General features: G+C 54.9%; 14 protein-coding genes and 2 pseudogenes. 9 read left to right on the top strand and 7 right to left on the bottom strand.

All coding sequences use genetic code 11. The annotated features are described in order from the left end of the window. Positions 1–4 precede the first annotated feature (4 nt). The 6 genes from HLAC_RS18170 to HLAC_RS19360 all read left to right on the top strand — a co-directional run bounded on the left by HLAC_RS18170 (position 5) and on the right by HLAC_RS19360 (position 9,798). Positions 5–454 carry a hypothetical protein gene (locus tag HLAC_RS18170; RefSeq protein WP_015911609.1) on the top strand — a complete coding sequence of 150 codons (450 nt, stop codon included), beginning with the start codon at positions 5–7 and terminating at the stop codon, positions 452–454. 271 nt (positions 455–725) lie between these two features. After that, on the top strand, positions 726–2,030 hold the full coding sequence (locus tag HLAC_RS15815) for a metallophosphoesterase family protein (protein ID WP_015911610.1): 1,305 nt from the start codon (positions 726–728) through the stop codon (positions 2,028–2,030). Next, complete coding sequence (locus HLAC_RS15820) at positions 2,027–5,503, top strand: AAA family ATPase (protein ID WP_015911611.1); 3,477 nt, start codon at positions 2,027–2,029, stop codon at positions 5,501–5,503. The genes HLAC_RS15815 and HLAC_RS15820 overlap by 4 nt, the downstream gene beginning before the upstream one ends. A gap of 593 nt (positions 5,504–6,096) precedes the next feature. Then, a complete protein-coding gene (locus HLAC_RS15830) occupies positions 6,097–7,527 on the top strand; it encodes a hypothetical protein (protein WP_015911612.1) in 1,431 nt (476 codons plus the stop codon). Positions 7,528–7,814: 287 nt separating this feature from the next. Beyond that, the gene (locus HLAC_RS15835; protein ID WP_015911613.1) at positions 7,815–8,957 is read left to right on the top strand and encodes a tyrosine-type recombinase/integrase; all 1,143 of its coding nucleotides are present in this window, start codon (positions 7,815–7,817) and stop codon (positions 8,955–8,957) included. Positions 8,958–9,561: 604 nt separating this feature from the next. Beyond that, positions 9,562–9,798, top strand: a complete 237-nt coding sequence (locus tag HLAC_RS19360) for a hypothetical protein (RefSeq protein ID WP_049933872.1) — start codon at positions 9,562–9,564, stop codon at positions 9,796–9,798. Between the two features lie 170 nt (positions 9,799–9,968). Here HLAC_RS19360 and HLAC_RS19655 read toward each other — a convergent pair whose 3' ends face one another. The 7 genes and pseudogenes from HLAC_RS19655 to HLAC_RS18960 form a co-directional block, all read right to left on the bottom strand. After that, on the bottom strand, positions 9,969–10,322 hold the full coding sequence (locus HLAC_RS19655; protein WP_241211150.1) for a DUF7970 domain-containing protein: 354 nt from the start codon (positions 10,320–10,322) through the stop codon (positions 9,969–9,971). A gap of 22 nt (positions 10,323–10,344) precedes the next feature. Continuing rightward, entirely contained in the window at positions 10,345–11,202 is an 858-nt protein-coding gene (locus tag HLAC_RS15850) for a ParA family protein (protein ID WP_015911616.1), read from the bottom strand. Between the two features lie 591 nt (positions 11,203–11,793). Further along, positions 11,794–13,305 (bottom strand): annotated as a pseudogene (locus HLAC_RS19660) (IS701 family transposase). Between the two features lie 93 nt (positions 13,306–13,398). Further along, complete coding sequence (locus tag HLAC_RS15855) at positions 13,399–14,427, bottom strand: LLM class flavin-dependent oxidoreductase (RefSeq protein WP_015911617.1); 1,029 nt, start codon at positions 14,425–14,427, stop codon at positions 13,399–13,401. A gap of 348 nt (positions 14,428–14,775) precedes the next feature. Next, the gene (locus tag HLAC_RS18190) at positions 14,776–16,080 is read right to left on the bottom strand and encodes an RNA-guided endonuclease InsQ/TnpB family protein (protein ID WP_015911619.1); all 1,305 of its coding nucleotides are present in this window, start codon (positions 16,078–16,080) and stop codon (positions 14,776–14,778) included. Between the two features lie 129 nt (positions 16,081–16,209). Next, positions 16,210–16,389: a hypothetical protein gene (locus tag HLAC_RS15865; RefSeq protein ID WP_049933875.1), complete on the bottom strand. Its 180-nt coding sequence runs from the start codon at positions 16,387–16,389 to the stop codon at positions 16,210–16,212. Between the two features lie 36 nt (positions 16,390–16,425). After that, positions 16,426–16,782, bottom strand: a pseudogene (locus tag HLAC_RS18960) (ISH6 family transposase); the annotation flags it as partial. 43 nt (positions 16,783–16,825) lie between these two features. On the opposite strand from HLAC_RS18960, the gene HLAC_RS15870 reads away from it, so the two are divergent. The 3 genes from HLAC_RS15870 to HLAC_RS15880 all read left to right on the top strand — a co-directional run bounded on the left by HLAC_RS15870 (position 16,826) and on the right by HLAC_RS15880 (position 19,538). Then, positions 16,826–17,605 (top strand): SDR family oxidoreductase, encoded by a 780-nt coding sequence (locus HLAC_RS15870; RefSeq protein WP_015911620.1) that lies wholly within the window; start codon positions 16,826–16,828, stop codon positions 17,603–17,605. 695 nt (positions 17,606–18,300) lie between these two features. Further along, positions 18,301–19,257 (top strand): hypothetical protein, encoded by a 957-nt coding sequence (locus HLAC_RS15875; RefSeq protein ID WP_015911622.1) that lies wholly within the window; start codon positions 18,301–18,303, stop codon positions 19,255–19,257. A gap of 2 nt (positions 19,258–19,259) precedes the next feature. Further along, the gene (locus HLAC_RS15880; protein WP_015911623.1) at positions 19,260–19,538 is read left to right on the top strand and encodes a DUF8156 family protein; all 279 of its coding nucleotides are present in this window, start codon (positions 19,260–19,262) and stop codon (positions 19,536–19,538) included. Positions 19,539–19,557: the final 19 nt, after the last annotated feature.

The following is a 19,557-nucleotide window of genomic DNA, read 5'->3' on the forward strand; positions in this document are numbered from 1 at the left end:
TCCCATGTTCAGAACACTAATCAAGAAGATATTTGGAAATGAGAAGGATTCTGCTCGTAGAGTTGGAGATCAAAAGAGTGAGCGAGCACGTGAGAACCATCATCCGGACTTTGAACGAGCAGACGAGTACCCGTACGATCACTACACTGGTGCTGTTGAGGATATAAAACAGCTGAAACGCGAACGTCGCCACGAGGAAGCCGAGGAGTTGCTCTTGTGGTGTATCGATTTTACTGAGAACCAAGCACAGCGGGAATACGCACTCGACAGCCACGCTATTGTGGCACCGTGGTACTACAAGCACTTGGCAATCGTCTATCGGAAGGACGACCACTTTGGTGATGAGGTCGACATATTAGAGCGGTATGTGGAAACGATGAATGAATTAGGAGGGACGCCGAAAGACGAACTCGTTGACCGACTTGAACGTGCTCGTGAACTGGCTTCCGGGTAATTCATAAAGCGTGTTTTCAGTCCAGCAAGGAACGAATACGATCAAGGAATCCCTCAGAACCTCGTTGAGAATCAGTATCTTCGGTGACTTCGTCATTAGGGTGCAAACCACCACCACACACGGAAATATTCGATAAAATATAGACTTTCAAAATATTGGATAGACAATCAGTTGTCGAATAGGTTAGGACCTCTTTTTTATGGCATTTTGATGCGAATTGACAGAGTTTATTTATCAGTGATATGTGCTTCTAGCTCACTGGTTAGTCACAATGATGGAGGACGCTCTGGAACTACTTTACACGGGAGATCTTCACCTCGGCCGTCACCCGAGTCGGATCCCGGATGATCTGGATGGTCCCGAGCTGTCGCCGAAAGCTGTCTGGCTGTCGACGGTCCAAGAGGCAATCGACCAGGATGTTGACACGGTCGTGATTGCAGGTGATATTGTTGATCAGGAGAATCGCTATTTCGAGGCGTACGGAGCGTTCGAAGACGGAATTGCCCAACTCGACGAAGCAGGGATTCCAGTCGTCGTGGTTGCCGGGAATCACGACTTCGATGCCCTTCCTGAAATGGTTGATAACCTCGATTCCGACACGCTCCAATTCCTCGGGAGAGAGGGTCAGTGGGAACGCTGGACGCTCGAACAGGACGGCGAGCCGGTAGCCCATTTCGATGGCTGGTCGTTTTCGGCCGAACACGTCTACGAGTCTCCGCTCGAGGAGTACGATCTTCCGGAGACCGATGACGCGCCTCAGATCGGAGTGCTTCACGCCGACCTCGACTCACGAGGAAGCCGATACGCACCGGTTCTGTCCAGCGAGCTCCGCGATACCCCAGCAGATGCCTGGCTACTCGGTCATATTCACAGTCCGGGGATCCAGATCGACTCGCGTCCACTGGCTTTGTACTCTGGATCGCCACAACCGCTCGATCCGGGTGAACAGCAGGCCCACGGCCCGTGGACGATTACGATACCCAAAAACGGAGAGGTACGTGCTGAACAGATCCTTCTGGCATCCGTTCGCTACGACCAAGTTTCGGTCGACGTGTCCGGGGTAGAAGACCCGCAAGAAGCAACCTCCGTAATTTCAGAGGAAATCAAGGAACACGTTCGATCCGAACTCGACACGAGATCGTTGGAACTCAGTCTAGTTCGGGTTCATCTTACCGGTCGGACGGATGCCCACTCAGCGCTTGTCGATCGGCATCGGTCGATGGAGCGTGACCTCGGATTCCGGGAAAGATCGGTTTCGGTCCGAATCGAATCGATTGACGTCGACACCCGTCCGGCAATCGATCTTGAAGACCTTGCAGAAGGAGACAATGCAGCTGCGTACCTCGCTGACCTCCTACTCGAAATCGAGAACGGTGATACTCGCGAATCCTACGGCAACATGGTCGATGACTCGTTAGCAGCGGTGCGGCAGGCTCATAGTGCGAATGCGTACAATCCGCTCCGACGCGAAACCGAACTCAGGGATCCGGACGACAATGACGCTATCGAACATCTCGAACAGCAGGCACGGGTACTGCTCGATACCCTACTCAGCCAAAAGGGAGGTAACGCATGATCAGGGACCCGATCTGCTTCGAGGAAATCCAGATCATCCAAGCTCCTGGGTTCGAAACTGGCGGCTTCTCTGTCGACGACTTGTGCTCCGGTATCAATGTCGTTCATGGACCGAACGCGGCAGGAAAGACGACGCTCGCTGAGTCGCTTGAATGGCTTTGCTGGCCCGAGATCGCCGACGAGCGTGCATCCCTCGTGGGGCAGCTCTCACTGAACGGTGAAGACTGGCGAGTCGAAGTCGACAATGGCCGCACGAGTTACCAACGTGACGGTCAAGAGGCGAACGGTCCGAGCCTTCCTCCAGCCGATCAACGCGACCGTTACCGTCTCTCCCTCCACGACCTACTCCAGCGAGACAACAACAACGAATCTTTCGTCGAGATAATCGAGCGAGAATCAGCTGGTGGCTACGATCTTTCTACAGCATACGACGAGCTCGGGTATTCGGATTCCCCGAGTCGGGCAAACAGGAATGTCGTCCAGAAAGCCAAGGGAGCGATTCAGGAGTTACGTGAGGCGCGGACCGACGTTTCCGAACTACGTCAAGAGCAGAACGAACTCTCACGGTTACGTGGTGAACTGGAGGCAGCGCGTCAAGCACAAGAGCGATCCGAACTGCTCGAGCAGGCGATCGACTACGCACAGGCGAGAAACCAGCTGGAGCAGGCTGAATCGAGGCTCGACGAGTTCCCCGATATCTTAGACCAGGTCGACGGAGACGAAATCGAGCGTGTTCGATCCCTCGAAGATGACATCGACGAGTGGACCGAGAAAAAAGACGAGGCCGGGGAAACGGAAACGGACGCTCAAGAACGGCTTGATGAGGCCGACCTTCCTGAAGAGGGGCTCCCGACAGGCCGTATCGACCATCTGAAAGAGCTTCGCGATGACCTTGATTCTGCGGAGGACAGGAAGCGCGATCTCCAGGGAGACTTGGCTGACGCCCAACGGCAGCGAGAAACTGCCCGAGATGACATTCCCCTAGATGTCGACACCGGGGACCTCGTGGACTTGGAACCCGTCACGTGGAAGAACGTCTCGAAGTTCGCACGAGAGGCCGAGGAACTCCAGTCCGAGCGTGAAACCCGGGAGGCCGTCCAGCGACTACTGGAGGACGGTGAGCACCCTGAGTCCGATTTACCCACGCTCCAACGCGCGAGTCAGTCGCTGGAGGAGTGGCTGGCTGCGTCCGTTTCTACGGAGTCGAACGACGGTTCAGAGGCATTCCGAATCGCTGTGTTCTCGGCCGTTTCTCTCGCCTCGACGGGCATCGCGCTGGGTCTACTGGTGCATCCACTGCTATTCTCCATCCTGCTCGTCGCTGCTGGTATCTTCTGGTATGGGCTGCGCGCTCGCTCACAGTCCAAAGACGGAGGTAATTCACGGGACTCGCATCGCAAGTCGTTCGAGAAAACCGGTCTGAACCCGCCGGCGAGGTGGACCGAAGACGAGGTTCGGTCTCGTCTGATCGGACTGTACGACGCAATCGCAGCGCACAAACTGGCCGAGCGACGGTCCGAATGGCGCGATAGCCTAGCGACGGATTCAGACACGCTCGAACAGAAAGAGCAGGATCTGGAGGAAACGCGTGCCAAACTCCAAGACCAGTTGGGCGCCGCGCCAGATGCGTCTGATGTCGAACTCGCCGTGATCTCCAAGCGAGTGCTCGACTGGCAGGAAGCCCACGACGAAATTGAGGGGATTCAAGAGAGCATCGAAACCGTCGACGACCAAATCAAGACCGCCCGCGAAGAACTCCAAGCGAAACTCGATCCCTACGGCTACGACGATGTCGAGAGGTCTGGTGAGGCGACCGAAGCAATCCGAAACCTCGAGAACCGCGAACAGCAGCGCGAAGCCGCACAGCGGGACCTCGACCAAGCTACCGAGACGATTCAGGAAGCGACCGAGAAAATAGGTGCGCTGGCGGACGAACGCGACGAAATCTTTGCGGATCTGGATCTCGACTCCGATGACCACGATAGGTTGGAGGGACTCTGTGAGCAGGTCGAAGCATACGAATCGGCTGCGGAGGACGTACGAGAAGCCAACATCCGGGCGAACACGGAAGCCGAAGAACTCGAAAGCTACCCGGGCTTCGAACCGGACCTCAAGAAGCAAGAGATTGCTGACCTCAGAGAAGACCTCCGTGAGGCGGAACGAATTGCTGAGGATTTCGACGACCTGCAGTCACGGCTTGCCGATATCAAGGCAGAAATCAGGCAGGCAAAATCCGACGACCAAGTTGAAAATGCGCTTGCGGAGCGTGATCGGGCGCTCGATGATCTGAAAGACCAACTTGAGGACGACTGTGCTGCGATGGTCGGCGACGTACTGGTGGATCATGTTCAGGAGGCGACGATGGAGACTAGTCGACCGGACGTTTTCGAGCGTGCTCGTGAAATCCTGACGACGATCACTCGCGGCCGGTATCGATTGGACTTCGATGAGGCCGAAGCCGAATTCCGTGTGTTCGACGAAACCAAAAAGAAGGGGCTCGCACTTGACGAGCTTTCGAGCGGCACTCGGGTCCAAGTCCTGCTCGCTGTACGAATCGCCTTCGTCGAACAGCAGGAACAGGGAGTTCAGATTCCACTTCTCCTCGACGAGACGCTCGCCAACACCGACGACCGAAGAGCGAAGAGGATTATCGAGTCAATGATCGAACTCGCTCGAAACGGTCGGCAGGTTTTCTATTTCACTGCACAGGGCGACGAAGTGGCAAAGTGGACTGCTGCACTGGAGAGTACAAACGGTGTCGACCACGAAATCGTCGACCTCGCAACGGTTCGTGATGTTGACGACACCGTCCATATTCCCGATACAGACTCTGTCGAATCACACACTCCGCAGGCCCCCAGCCCCGACAGTCACGACCATTCCTCGTATGGGGACGAGCTCAAGGTAGACTCGTTCAATCCGCACCGTGGGGTCGGGACGGCGCACCTGTGGTACGTGGTCGACGATGTCGAAACCCTCCATCAACTCTTGGAGCTCGGGATCGAACACTGGGGACAGATGAATAACCTGCTCCAGTGGGGCAACGGAGACCTCTCCTCAGTTGAGTCCGACCAGGTAACGGTTGCCGAAGAGAATTCTGCAGCGCTGAATGAGTTCGTCGCCGCCTGGAAGGTGGGTCGTGGTGAGCCCGTTGATCGGGAGGTTCTCGAAGCTTCTGGCGCTGTAAGTAGTAATTTCATCGACGAGGTCACTGCCCTTGCCGAATCGGTCAACGGGGATGGGAGAAAAATCGTTGAAGCCCTGCATAATGGCGAAGTGAACCGCTTCCGTAGCGGGAAAGCGAATGAATTGGAGACGTATCTCGAAGAGAACGGGTACATCGAGCCCCGTGATACGCTGGATCAAGGCCAGATACGAGCCCGAATCATCGAGCGCTTCGTTGATGAAGGTGTCTCTCCCGAAGAAGCCAAAGATAGGACTGAGAACCTGCTTTCGCGCATGAACAAAAACTGATTTTTCGCTGAGTTCGACACGCGTGCTTTGCTAGCAACTGGCTCGGAGACTCCGTTTCAATGAAAGAAAGAATCCATGAGATCACACCTACTTCAATGGCCATATAATAATGTGTCTTCGACAGGACGTGTTGGTATGGGTAATTTCAGAACAAACATCATTTTATTCGTGATTTGCCTCATCGTCTCAATACTGGTCCTCGAATTTTCGGGCGTACGACAAGAGATGGGGATTTCGTGGTGGGGAACGTTCAGTATCATTCCAACATGGCTCGCTATCCCGGCTATTTTAATTCTGGTAGTGGCGTGGATTTTGAACCCCTCATCGAGCTCGCGTCGCTAGTCGACCACCCTCACCAGCACCTCCGGCCTGTCCTCGACGAGGTCGACCAGTTGACCGATAAGGAGGTGCTGTACGACCTGCACCGCGTCAGCGGGCTCTCCGTCGTCCTCAACGCCGACGGGGAGTTGACGTCACCGAGAAGAAGCTCTGATTGTGACCGTGTGATGTCTCCTTCCCTATTCGCTCGGAGTCTTCAAGCTGGTCGGGCGAGGAGTTTAGGCATCTGCGCTGATATGTTTTGACGACAACTGATGGGTTTCCCGATGAGTTCGAGGGGAAGCTACTCCGAAGCGGGACTCCAGCGGAGCATTCAAGGCCTCATCTTAGCCTTCTTTTCGTTCGACCTGCTGCTCACCGTGTACAACAGCCTATCGTACTTCCTGCCCATCATTTCTGCCATCTCTTCCGCGGGTGTCGTGCCGGTGTTCAATGTTCAGGTGAGCCTTCTGAAGGGGCTACTTCTAGTGGTCCTGCTGGGTCTGGCTATCCCGGATGTCAAGCCCGACCGGTCGAATATAGAGCAAGCCTACCTCCTGTTGCTCTCGCTCGGTGTCGTCCTGTATTATCGCCTCTGGGGGACTCTGATCGGCCTGTACCTCGCTCTTTCAGTTGCTCTGGCAGTCTCGGTTGGCTTCGCTCAGATAACTTCCGGTGGAAACTGGCGGTCAAGCCTCGCGGACGGGTTGGACTACACAAACACGGTCGCTCTCCTGGGGATCGGAGCAGGCGTCTTGTCCGCATTCTCTTACCTCCCACAGATCCTTCTCGGACTGTTCGGGCTCTATTACGGCGCCCGGTGGCTACTCGCTAAGGCTCGCATCCCCGATGCTAGTCAGGTTGACCCTGAGGAACGCCTGTACCGCGCAACCATGCGGTTGAGCGAGACGCCAACCGGCGTTCTGACTGCGGGCATCGTCTACGCAGGGCTGCTGTCTACTACCTCGGTGATTCTCTCCTTCGTGCTGCCGATCCTGGTGCGCAGCGGGTTCAGTCTCTCTCCGCGCGCGCTCGTCTTGAATCTGAGCTACATTTTCGGGATGGCGTTTCAGGTGGTCATCTTCTACTACTGGTTTGCTCTTCTCCAGAGAGCTCCGTACTCGGTCGACCACTGGCGGGCCAGCCGGTTCGAATATGCGACCCAAAAGAACGCTCCTCACCGCCCCCGACCACTCAATCTGCTTCTCCCGACCGTCGGATGGATCCTGACGCAATACCCCTCTTCGGCACTAGAGCAGTACGGGCCGGTCATCGTGGCCGTGTGGTCTGCTCCCTCCATATGGACGTTCTTGGCACTTCTGGTACTATTTCTGGGCTACTCCCTTGTACTGGTTCAGGGATTCCGCTGGCTCGAAGTTCTCCCCCTCGCTGGCTTCTTGACGCCATCTGAGCGGAGTATCGAAGACGACTTCACAACATTCGTTCTCTCAATGGCTCTGCTGCTCCTCGCTGTTGCGGTCGTCTCTCCTTCAGGTGCCCTCCTGCTGGTGCCTGTTCCCGTGATGTTCCTGTTTGACCACTTCTTGGAGCGTGAAGCGGCCGCGATCACCTCCGCCCTGATATTGGTTGCCTGCTTGAGCGCACCGTTGGTGGTGAGATTGGAGACTCTCGAGGGCGAGTACTGGAGCCTGGCACTTCTCACAATCTTCCTATACGGTATGACGCTCGCGAGGCGATCCCTGTGATTTTCCCTGCAACTGCTCGGTGAGTGGACGACAGACTGGAACTGTCACTCAGCGTCTAATTTGTAGAAACCAATACTGCGAAGGTCTGGATCGTCAGCATAAGAATTCTATATAGCGATATAAACTTTATATTACACGTCTGAAACCACTCAAACGGTGTATTTGCACGCTAAAAGCCTTCTACTCCAACTCTACCAAACCACAATACCGAATTTAGGCCACTGTGCATTAGTCCAGTAATACACACAGGTTTTACTAGGGTCGCCGCTGTACGGGAAGCAAGAAAGATGGACACCGATCAACAGGACGCTTCTCCGGGGGTTCAGCCCATCGAAGACGCCGTCGACGAGTTCCTCCAGCGTGGCTCCAAGTCTGGCAACTACAAATCGAACTTAGAACACGTGTTGACACAGTGGCGAACCAACTGGCCCGGAGCCAGCGGCATCGAGACACTCGACGACGTCGACAAGAAGGTCATGGCCGACTACGCCACTCACCTCAAACGACGGATCGATGCTCGCCAGTCGACCACCACTGACAGCGACTCTGGCATCACGATCTCGACGGCATGGGCGTACTATGATAATGTCTCGGCGTTCCTTGACTACTGCTTAGAGTGGGACAAGATCAGCGAGAACCCGGCACAGAAAGCGATAGCCAAAGACCAGCTCCCCGAACGGCCGTCGACGGTCAGTGGCTCCCAACAGTTCTGGTCGACTGAGGAACGCCGACAGCTCCTCGATCACGTCGACCGGCGAGCCTCCAAGGCTATCGACGAACGCGGAACTGGCGCGGTCGTCGAGCTTCGAGACAAAGCACTGGCATACGTCCTAGCCTTTACGGGCGTGCGTGGTGGCGAGATCCTGAAAGACTCTCGCGACGACCGCCGAGTGGGGCTTCGGTGGGCCGACGTTAACATCGAAGACAACCAAATCACAATCCTCGGCAAGAACCAACAGCGCGAGCCCGCACCACTGCCCGAACAGACCCATCGGCCACTCCAACAACTCAAACGCGCCGTCGACCCAGCTTCGGACGACTGGCCGGTGTTTGTCTCGCTACACGCGCCCTCAATGTACGGTGTGTTGCCCGACGGGTTCGAACGGCCTGATAACGACGAGCAGAGCCTACTAGACCACTGTCGGACTCTTGGGGTTGTGCCGCCAGCACTCTCGACAAACGGCGCTCGATCAGTGTTGAAGCGACTCTGCGAGGATGGGGATATCGACGTCGACGGCGACGACAAGTATCTCACACTACACGGTGCACGGCGTGGAGTGGGCGAGAAACTGTATCGGGAACGTGGGGCCGCAGCCGCTCAACGGACGCTCCGACACGCCGATCCGAAGACGACCTCCGAGATGTACTCACACATCGAGACCAGCGAGAACGCCGAGAACGTGAGTGAGGTCTTCAGGGACGAGCGGTGACAACACGCCCGACAACAGCCCTCCAAGAGCTACGATCCCTCGGTCGAACGCCACTGCGAGTCCGATCATCGCCATGACGCCGATATAGAAGGTCGCCCGCTTTACTCGCGTCGTCCGATTCTCACCGTACTCGCCTTCGTTTCTCGGTTGGCCCTTCAACCGGTCGCCTGTCTTTGCCCACACAAATACACCAACTAAACCGATTACGATGATTGTGGCTGCGGGATACTGCGACACCAGATGTTGTATTCTATTCATAGTCTGTCTCCTGATATTTTCTTTTGCCCCTGAGTTTCACCATTCGGGACAGAACTTACACGAACGTCTCCTGCTTAGTGTTTGCGACAGTCTGGACCCCCAAGGGGTGCTCTCAATAGTCCACGCGCATGCGTGCGTAAAATATCAGACTAGTCAACATACCGATTCTGAGTATTTGGGTATTGAATCTGATACAACGATCGAATGAAAGGCAGTCTTCGACTATGTGCGAACCATTCGCTCAAGAAGGTAGCTTCGGAGTTCGAGGCCGACTACAACGCGGTTCGACACAGCTCGTCGCCCACGAGATTCACGAACCGACGCGATACGGGAGTAGTGAGCCTGAGTGATTGCCGTCGACCTGCTTTCGGTCGGTGTGGTCCTCGCTATGGCGGTCGTCTACGCGGTCGACACTATCCGCGACCGACTGGACCCCAAACCACCTGAAGGGACGACTAACCACGTCGAGTGGCTGTATGCGACCAACCAGATCATCCTCGCCACGTCGATGTCCACGAAGACCCCAAAGCGACGAAGATTCCGACAGCGGTCGAACGGATCGACGGCATCGGCACCGAACTGAGCTTTGCGGTTGCCGAACGCTACGATACCATTACTGAAATCAAATATGCCACCGAAGACTACCTCAGACGAATCCACGACATCGGACCACAGCGAGCCCGCGCAATCAAGGACCGATTCGATGTTTCAAAACGTGTAGTAAGAATGTCTTATGATTGCAGTAAACTTTTTTTACCCCTGTCGACGCGCTTCGAGCAACTTTTCGGCGACCAGTTCGGGATTCTCGGCGGCCAGCCGAAGGGTTGCATCATGCAGCTCTCGCTTCGAGGCATTCCGTACGTCTTGCTTCCTGAGCGACCGTTCGATGTCTAGTTCCAGGGCATCATCGTATTCGTCCCACGTCGACGGGCGCGCATAGATCGGCGACTGCTTGGCTTCATCGTAGTTGAACGCCGTCTCGTGAATATCGCCGGTTGCGTCAGGCTGTGACTCTGGTTCAGGTTCGGACGTGGTCGGCTCCGATTTTGATTCTGTTTCGGGCTCTAGGTCGTCGTCGTCATCTTGCTGGCGAGACTGTGCTTCCATATCCGAAAGCTCGCTAAACCGGTCACTCCCCATTGATCCCACCTCGGACGACGATATCGGCGAGTTCGTCAAGCCTATCGATCATATCACTGTCTGGGTCGTACTCTGCCAGTGGGACGCCCTCACGCCACGCACGTTTGAACGCAATTCGTTGTCGGATACCCGGATCAATTTCCTCGTCGTCGTCGAACAGCGACGGGTGGCCGAACGGAGGCAAGAGGTCGCCAAACGATTCGTTGAGTTCGTCGCAGAGCCACTGAGACTCGTTATCCGACAGCATCATGTTCGGGACAATAGCGAGGATGTCGACATCAGTGTGGTCACGGGCCGGGACGATTTCGGTTTTTAATAAGGTCTCGAAGCCCCGAACCGACTCTTCAGCAGGCGTCATCGGGACGATCACGTTACCCGCTCCGAAGATTGCGGCCTCTCGAAACAGCGAATCTGAATCGCCGGGTGTATCGAAGACGACGTAATCGTAGCGGTCTCCGAGTACAATATCGAGGAGCTGCTGTTTGATGACGAGGATGGCAAAGCGGTTCTCGGCGTCAATGATTGACTCCGACGTTGCGAGATCGGCACTAGATGGGATGAGGTCGAAGCCCTCACGTTCGATGATAATGTCGTCGAGCGACGGGTCTACCGTTTCGTCGTCATCAGCCATGGCGGCTTCTTTGAGGTATGTGCCGATGTGGTCCTCCAAGTCGTAGGCATCGGCCTCACCCACTCCCTCGGTGGCATTACCTGCTGGATCAATGTCGACGAGGAGTGTCCGACCACGCTGCTGGAGCCGGTCGGCGAGATTGATTGCGACTGCCGTCTTTCCGACGCCGCCTTTCGTCAGCGAGACGGCGACCGCTCGTGGTTCGCCGACAGTCATTGGTCGACCTCGCTGATTGAGTTGGGACTATCTGGCCTATCTAACCTATCCCTTCTATTCGTTCTATCCTTTCTTTCCATTCTATTCTTTCGATTACTTCGGTCAAACCCTTTCATTGATGTCTCTTATTATACCCGAGACAGACGGCCTACAAAACCATTCTGGTGGTGATGAAATTCAAATCTATCTAACCTATTTAACCTATTCTTTCTATTCGTTCTATCCTTTCTTTCCATTCTATTTGTTCTATTCGCTGGTTAGTCGGATGGGACTCGGCTTAATTACAGACATAGTCACACAGCATGGCTCATCTTGATCTCCACGGCAAGGGGTGGATGCGAGACGCTTCAATCTCGCTCTTATGTAGAAACGTGGAAAATCGCAGTAGAGTGCCTCTGGGAATGTTTTCTCTGGGAATTGGATTCTGTCGATATCGGATTTCACACCGCACTCCACGCAGATATCTCTCAGCAGGGGTCGACCTGTTTCCACAGCTCTACATAAGAGCGATAAGACTTTACCAACAAAGAAGGCGATGAATTCTCTTTGTTGGTTAAAGCTGTACGCTCTTATCACTACTTCTGCGGTTGATCACCAGTCAGTCAACCCCCTCACCATGGCTGCACCGAGGTTTCTCGCTTTCTCTCGTCTCAGTCCTTTGTGTTCTGCAATCTGTGTAGCCATCTCATAGACCAGTTCTCGAGCAACTTCGGGAAACGAAGGGAGCCGAGCGGTCGCGCTTCGCGCGGCCCGCTCGGATGCAATGAATGCATGCGTGAGTAAGACAATCGTCACGTGGTGATGCCATCCTTTCCACGTACGGCCTTCGAATTGATCCAATCCGAGTACCTGTTTGGTGTCTTCGTGAAAACGCTCGATTGCCCACCGAAGGTGGGCATATCTCACTAACTCTCCTAAGTTCCACTCGTCAACTCCCCAGCACAACCACGCTCGCAACTTATCTTCAGCATCCTCAATCAGAAGCCATACTGTTTCGTCTGAAACTCGCCGTTTTGCTACGCTCTTCACAACACGAACACGAGTGCGAAAGAACCGCCCAGTAAGCGGTTCTTTCGTTCCTTCTGCCCACGTTACTTCCCTCCAATCTTCATCATCAAGGTCAGCACAGATCTCTACAGCGGACTGGGAAATCACGTCCTCAGGATATCGTGGTTCGGACGGGGGTCGGCCACGATCCGACCCCCGTCCAGGCTCCTCTATTGGTGTTGATTCTGGAATAACAGGTAGTGTTTTAGGTCTGATGCCAAGGATGTAGGGTTCGTTCCATTCTCTGAGTTGTGTACGGAACGAGAGATACTTTCCATACCCTGAGTCGGCCCCCACGCAGGCGTGGGGGACCGACGCTTGCCTGGCTCGTGAAACGAGGTCAATTGCAATTTCCGGCTTCGTTCGGAAACCAATGTTCTCAGCGACATCACACTGCTGTCGTCGGTCTTCAAATTCATCATCTTCAATCCACTTGCGGGGAAGATACAACTCGAATCCAAGCGGCCACGTGAGCTGGTCGGCGTTCCGGGCCTGAGTGGTTGGCGTAACCTTTGAACGGTCTGGCGTCAGTAACAGGCCAGCGGAGACCGATCGTTCAATGGACGAGAACTCAAGTATTCAAACGTGGTGCAGACCACTCTCGCCCGGAACTGCCGCTACAAGATCAACGCCGACCTGACAGGAAGCAATCTTCCCGATTGATCCGGCGTACTGACGGTTGACACCCACACTATGATGACCTTGTTTGAGCATATCAACATCGTCGACGATCAGCATCGCCGCAGGCGATGCGATCGTCTCTGGGATCTGTTGATTGAGATGATTTTGGACGGCCTCATATCCCCATGGACTTTCGCTAATGAACCGCCTTACGCGGTGTTCGTTAACTGCAAGCCGTTTTCCGATTCCTCGAAAAGTTTTGTGGCTGCCTGGACGGATCAGACCTTCAACGTAGGCTGGAGCAACGTTCCACGTGTTAGCTGCACGCGACCAGGTAGACCCATCGGGGCGCGTCGTGAACGCGCCCCGAAGGGGAGCAAGGAACCGCCGGATGGCGGTTTTTGGAGTTCGTATACCGAACGAGATACCGTTCATACAGATCTATAGAGCATGAACAGAGATAGCACCGCCGCTGAACCGCAGAAGTAGTGGTAAGAGCGGCTATTTTTATTCTTGATTGTGAGTTCCTCAGCGATCTGTGAGCCCGACACCCTCCGCCAAGAGTTTGTGGGATCGAAGCGTGTCGTCGTGGTCGGCAATGACATCCTGGATCATGACTTCCTCGACACCCACTCGGTCTGTGAGTTGCTCAAGTAGACCAGCGAGCGTTTCCGGGCTCCCCGAGATTGCTCTGGGCCATTCGTTGGGATCAAGCGTTGCTGGCGTTGGCTCGGGGACATATCCAAGTTCTTCGATACTCTCTTCGACCGACGGAACAGTCCCAACGACCCCCCGTTGCATACGCTTGAACGATGCCTCGGCAGAGGCGCGGAGCCGTGCTGCCTTCTCGTCTGTTTCTGCACACACTGCGTTGACCGCGACCATCCCCTGTGGTTCAGCGATCCTTCCAGCCTGTTGTGATGGCTGGAACTGCGTGTGATACTCTTCGAATGCACGAGTGGCAAACTGTGGCCGAATGAACGCCGCAAAACAGTAGGGGACGCCGAGCTCGGCTGCGAGTGCTGCACTCGATGGACTCGACCCAAGGGTCCATGGCCTTGGTCGCTCCTTAGATGAGCATGGGATTTCCACCTCGCTGTAGGCGTGTTCATCTGGGTAGGTCTCATAGAGATGATTAATGACCGCGGTAATCTTTTCGGCGTGGTCCTTGTCTGGATTCTCGACGCGGCGGTCCGTTCCCAGAGCACGGTCGACGGCTGGTGATCCGTTCGCCCGACCCAGTCCAGCGTCGATACGACCCGGTGCGAGTCCATCTAACGTTCCGAAGAGCTCTGCGACTTTGAATGGACTGTAGTGGTTGAGTAGGACGGCCCCAGATCCCAGTCGAATCGAGTCCGTTTCAGCAGCGAGGTGACCGAGGAGTACCTCAGGAGTCGTCCCTGCAAGAGAGTGTGCCATCCCGTGGTGTTCAGCAACCCAGAATCGGGAGTATCCAAGCCTTTCGGCCTGCTGAGCAGCTGTGGCCGTGTTCGAGTAGGCCTCAGTCGCAGTCCCACCGTCGGGAACTGGAGAGAGATCTACAATAGAAAGTTCCATATCTCATTTCAATAGATGGAAGCCATTACAGTTTGTGTGACCGGATCTGATTAGGCACTTTGATATCCGTTCAAGTATTCCCTCAGTAGCACTTATTCACCGTTATTTGAGGAGTGAGTTGGACATCCGTTTTGGGAAGCCGACAATTCGCTGATAGAGGCTCAGTTGTTCCTCATTGTCTCCTTCACGAAGATACGACCGTGTTCGCTGGCTGATAATCTCGACTGACAAGACTAGCAACACAATGAACAGGATCGTCGACATCATATTGGTAAACTGGAAGGTTTGCTGCTCGGTGACATCCTCCTCGCCGTAAACGGCGAGGCTTCCCTGCCGCAGTTGGGATATTTATCGTTTGCAGATGCTCGCCTGTTGAGCGAACGTCCCCTGTCCACAGCTGGGGTCGTGTTCTCCACGACGGAACAGGTTGACTACTGGACGTGCCACACGCCCGCTACACCTATCCCCGGATGATCGGGGACTCGGAGTTACCTTTTGTGCTTGGTCTAACCGACGCCGAATGTTCTCTGCACCATTCGAGTCGGCGTTCATCACGGCTTCACACCCACGACAGACGTACAAGCCGCGCTCTACACGGTTTGCGTCTCGTTTCTGTCCACAACACGAACACGTCTTCGACGTGTCTCGTTCGCTCACTACGACCACTGCGATCCCTTCGGCTTTCGCCTTGTAGGTGAGTAAAGTCGTGAAGCGGTCGAACGCCCATCCGTGCAAGCCTTTGTTTCCACGGTCGCCCCAGTTCCGAGGCTCACCAGTCTCGTCGTCTTTACGTATGCCTCCGAGGTTGCCGACAGCAATTGTTCCGATACCTCGTTCAACACACTCTGTAACGATGTGTTTCGTGACAGCGTGTAAGTAGTGCGACCGACGCTCGGAACGCTTCTGCCGGAGTCGGAGTGCCTTGTTTGACCGGGAGGAGTTGCACTTCGCTATCTCCTTGGCGAAGTACCGTTCGTCAGTCTTGAGAACGTTCCCCGGATACAACTCATGGTCGCCTGTGGAATACGAGACGGCGGCGAAGTTCGAGATACCGAGGTCGATCCCGGCAGTTTCGTCGCCGGGAGACTCAGCCTCGATCTCATGTTTACAGACGATATGAAGTTCCCATTCGTCTCCATTCCAGACTGCTTTTATCTGACGAACATTCTCGACAGCAACATCTGGCCGGGTTTCGATCTCGCAGAGAATGAAATCTGACCAGTGTTCTTTGAGGTTGCGGCCTTTCGAGAGGCGTATCCGGTTGTTCTTGCTGTCGTGTTTGAAGCCGTCTTCTTTGAACGTAACCGTCGACCGTGGATGATTGTCGCCGTTCTTGCGATACTTCGGTGGGTTTGCGCGGTCGTCCCCGTTTCGGCGTTTGGCATACCACCCGTGGAACGCTTCAGCGAGTTCTTCAATGACTCGCTGACTCGACTGTGAATTGAGGTCGGCGTAGCGTTCGTGGTTCTTTAGATATGCCTTGAGTGGGCCATCCTCGGGGATTGTCCCTGTCTCGCTCCAGATACGGTTGCACGTCCAGCGTGCGATGTTCCAGAGTTTCGAGGCGGCAAACCCAAGCGAGTCCAGATCACCCTTGACCTGTTGCTGATTCCGTATGGTAGCAACGTAGGTTCGAGTGACCTGAATCGCCATACATAGACTATGTAAATAAACCTACTTAATGATGTGGGTTAACATTGAATATCCAGCCTGCTATCCACAGTGGGTTGTGCTGGGGTTGTCGGATTCACGCCCGGTCGCCAGACTGCGTCTGGCGGGCAATCAGAAATCAAAGATTTCTGATAACGGCGTGAACGCCGGGATTCTCTCCTTGAAAAAGATAGACAACGTCACACCCAAACCGCCAGCACCGATGATGCCGAGACTGACTGCGGAACGGACGTTGTTTTCTAAAATAAACATCGACCAAGCAATAAATGGCCGAACGATTTGGGTAATCATTCCGAAGGTAATTGTTTGGTCGCGTCTCAGAACCGTTTAGACTTCACCTCCAGTAGCCTCAACCGAGGCGGTGCAGTGAATCTTCTCGTGGATTGATTCACACAGAACCTCATTGAAAAACTGGTTGTAGCGATCTGGGTCTTGGTATTTCACCAGTCGGAGCTGAAGCACTGCATTCAACCCGGCCCGGCTCCACTGCATCCAGTCTCGCTTGCACCGTTTAGCGACTTCTCCCATTGCCCGTTCGACGGGATTTGAGGTCCACCGCACCTCAATCCCGTCGAGTGCTTTCTCTGCAAACCTCTGCATCGATGGTAATCCCTGCCGCAAGTACGCTGCTGCTTTCTCTGAGCCGAACTGGCTCAATTGCCAAATTGTCTTCTCTATCCGTTCGCCACGATTCGGTGATCATGTCTCTATCAGCAAACCAGCACTTATGTTGTGTCCGGCAGACCTACCATCCGTGAGCGATACACACCAACTCGACGGCGAGGTAGCTCTTGTGACCGGCGCGTCATCCGGTATTGGGCGTGCCGTAGCCACGACACTTGCAGCCGACGGCGCGGCCGTCGCCGTTGCCGCCCGGCGTGAAGAGCGTCTGGAAGATCTAGTCGACGAGATCGAAACCGACGGCGGGACCGCTCTGGCAGTGCCGACAGACGTGACCGACACTGACGCAGTCCATGAGATGATCGCGACCACTCGTGCGGAACTCGGCGGCCTGGATATATTGATCAACAATGCGGGCGTTATGCTGCTCGCACCGGTTATTCGTGCCGAACACGACGACCTCCAGCAGATGCTCGATGTGAACCTCAAAGGGTTGATGGCTGCAACACGAGAAGCACTTCCTGGACTACTCGATCAGAACAGCGGACATATTGTCAATATCTCCTCGGTTGCGGGCCAGACAGCAAACGAGACCAGCGGTGGCTATTCCGCGACGAAGTTCGGTGTCAACGCCTTTTCAGAGTCACTGCGGAAAGAGATCGCCGACAGTGACGTTCGAGTGACTGTCGTCTCCCCTGGGGCCGTCGAGACGGAACTTGGCGACCACATCCCCGATGAACAAACGAAAGAACGAATGGCCGATCTGACTGACGATTTGATCCCGCTCCACCCAGACGACATTGCCAATGGCATTGCGTATGCACTCACTCAACCACCACGTGTGAGCGTGAACGAACTCGTGATCCGACCCACAAATCAACGGTAATCGCTGTCTGCTTGCCGTTTGCTGACGATCGAGTCCACAGCAGCCCAGATATGAAAGAACCCAGTGGTCTCTACTAGGGGGTTGGATGCCTCCGGTGAGCCAATAGGGAGTGGTTGCAAGGTGATACTCGTGGCTCGGAGGGATGGTGTTCCAGCATAGTAATCGATACCGTCGACATACGAAGGAAGCAATGCTCTACTCAGAGTATGAGTGCAGCATGGTGGCCTGTTTTATTCTGAGTCCACTGAAACATTCGATCAAATGCCTACGTACTGTGTTGTCTGCGAGTGGTTTTTTCAGCCAGTATTTTATTAAGTTAGCTCAAATAACATAATGTATGGTCGGCACGGGCACACTCATTATCGGAGTTTCGTTAACTGTCGTGATGGTTTTGACTCTGGGGCTGTTGTTACGGTTGTTCAAAGACGCTGATGGACTCTAATCAGCGTAGAGCACATTTGGTTCATGCTGCATTCGCACTCGCAGTATAGCAATGAGTAGACCTAACCAACAAAAGAGGCAGAGAAGTCCTTCTGTTGGTTAAGCTTGTGAAGACTCTGGAATAGATTCTGGAAACGCTCTATTAACAAAAGAAAACCCACCGAAGAAACCGAGTTCGCCACTACCCAATACCACTCCTGAAACATGGAAATCACACACTTCGGATTATGTTGTTCTTCGTCGACTAACGAAGTATGTTTGAGAAATCAGGGTCGACGTCACCATCGTCGTCCAGACCGCTCGCAGTGAGTCGACCAACTCGGGGATCAGAACGAAACCAAGACCTCGTCAACAAAGCTAACCCATCAAGTGATGACCTCCTACTCCCGTCGCTCAATAACGGTATCACGCTCCTGGATGTCGACGGCAGTCGGGGGGTTCCAGTGCTCCAATCGCTTGTCCTCGATCAGCTACTACTCCACAACGGACCCGCTTTCTGGGTCGACGCAAATGGCCACGCGACGACGACCACACTCGCCCAGATCGCGCCCAGTCATCGGCTTCTCAATCGCATCCATGTCGCACGCGGCTTCACTGCTTACCAGCACTACGGCGCGGTCTGTGACCTCCCGACGGCAGTGAATCAATCCATCCAAGAATCGACCGACAATACCGGACCGCGAGGTCGACAGCCTACGGATTCTGACAACGACTCCTCCCTGCACACCCCATCGCTCATCGTCGCCCCCGCTGTCGACGCCCAGTACCGCACTGATGACACCCTCAACGAGGGACACGCAAAAACCCTCCAAGCGCGAACACTCGCCCGCTTGGCGACCTACGCTGACGGCTACGATGTCCCCGTTCTTGCCACCCGTAGTAAGCGCGACACGTTCGCGGAGCCGGTCAAAACGGCCGCCGACCACCATCTGGAGTGTGAGCAAACCCGAATGGGCCCGCGGATTGTCGGTGACGACTTCGAGACCCTCATCTATCCCGTCGACGACGGCGCATACTATCAGACGACGTTTGCCTACTGGCGACAGTTGCTCGAAGCACGCGCTGCGCAGGTCGGTATCGAACCAACGACCACCTCGCCGTCGACTCCCGACAGTGTGGGTACTGGCCTCACCACGACCGGCGAGACGACCTCGATGGCGGCGAATCCTCTGCTCGATGCATGGACTGCTGGTGGTCCTGGAGGGCGATAGCGATGGGACGAACGAATCCAACCTATCGGGACGCACTCCGAGCTATCGAAGACCGCTGGCAGGACTTTCGTCGAGCCCTCCGTCGACGCGATCAACCCCGCTTCGATCAGTTGTTCGCCTACGTACGGGAACACGCCGATGCCAGCGGGCTGTTGAACCATCAGAATCCACTGTTGCCCGCGCTGCTCAGTATCGATCTCGAACAGGAGCGTCGACTCGATGAACACGAAGAACGGCTTGAGGAACTCGAAGAAGAGATTGAAGCAGAGGAAAACAAATAGTACGAATATAGCCGTAATA

This window comes from Halorubrum lacusprofundi ATCC 49239 (assembly GCF_000022205.1).
Lineage (GTDB): Archaea > Halobacteriota > Halobacteria > Halobacteriales > Haloferacaceae > Halorubrum > Halorubrum lacusprofundi.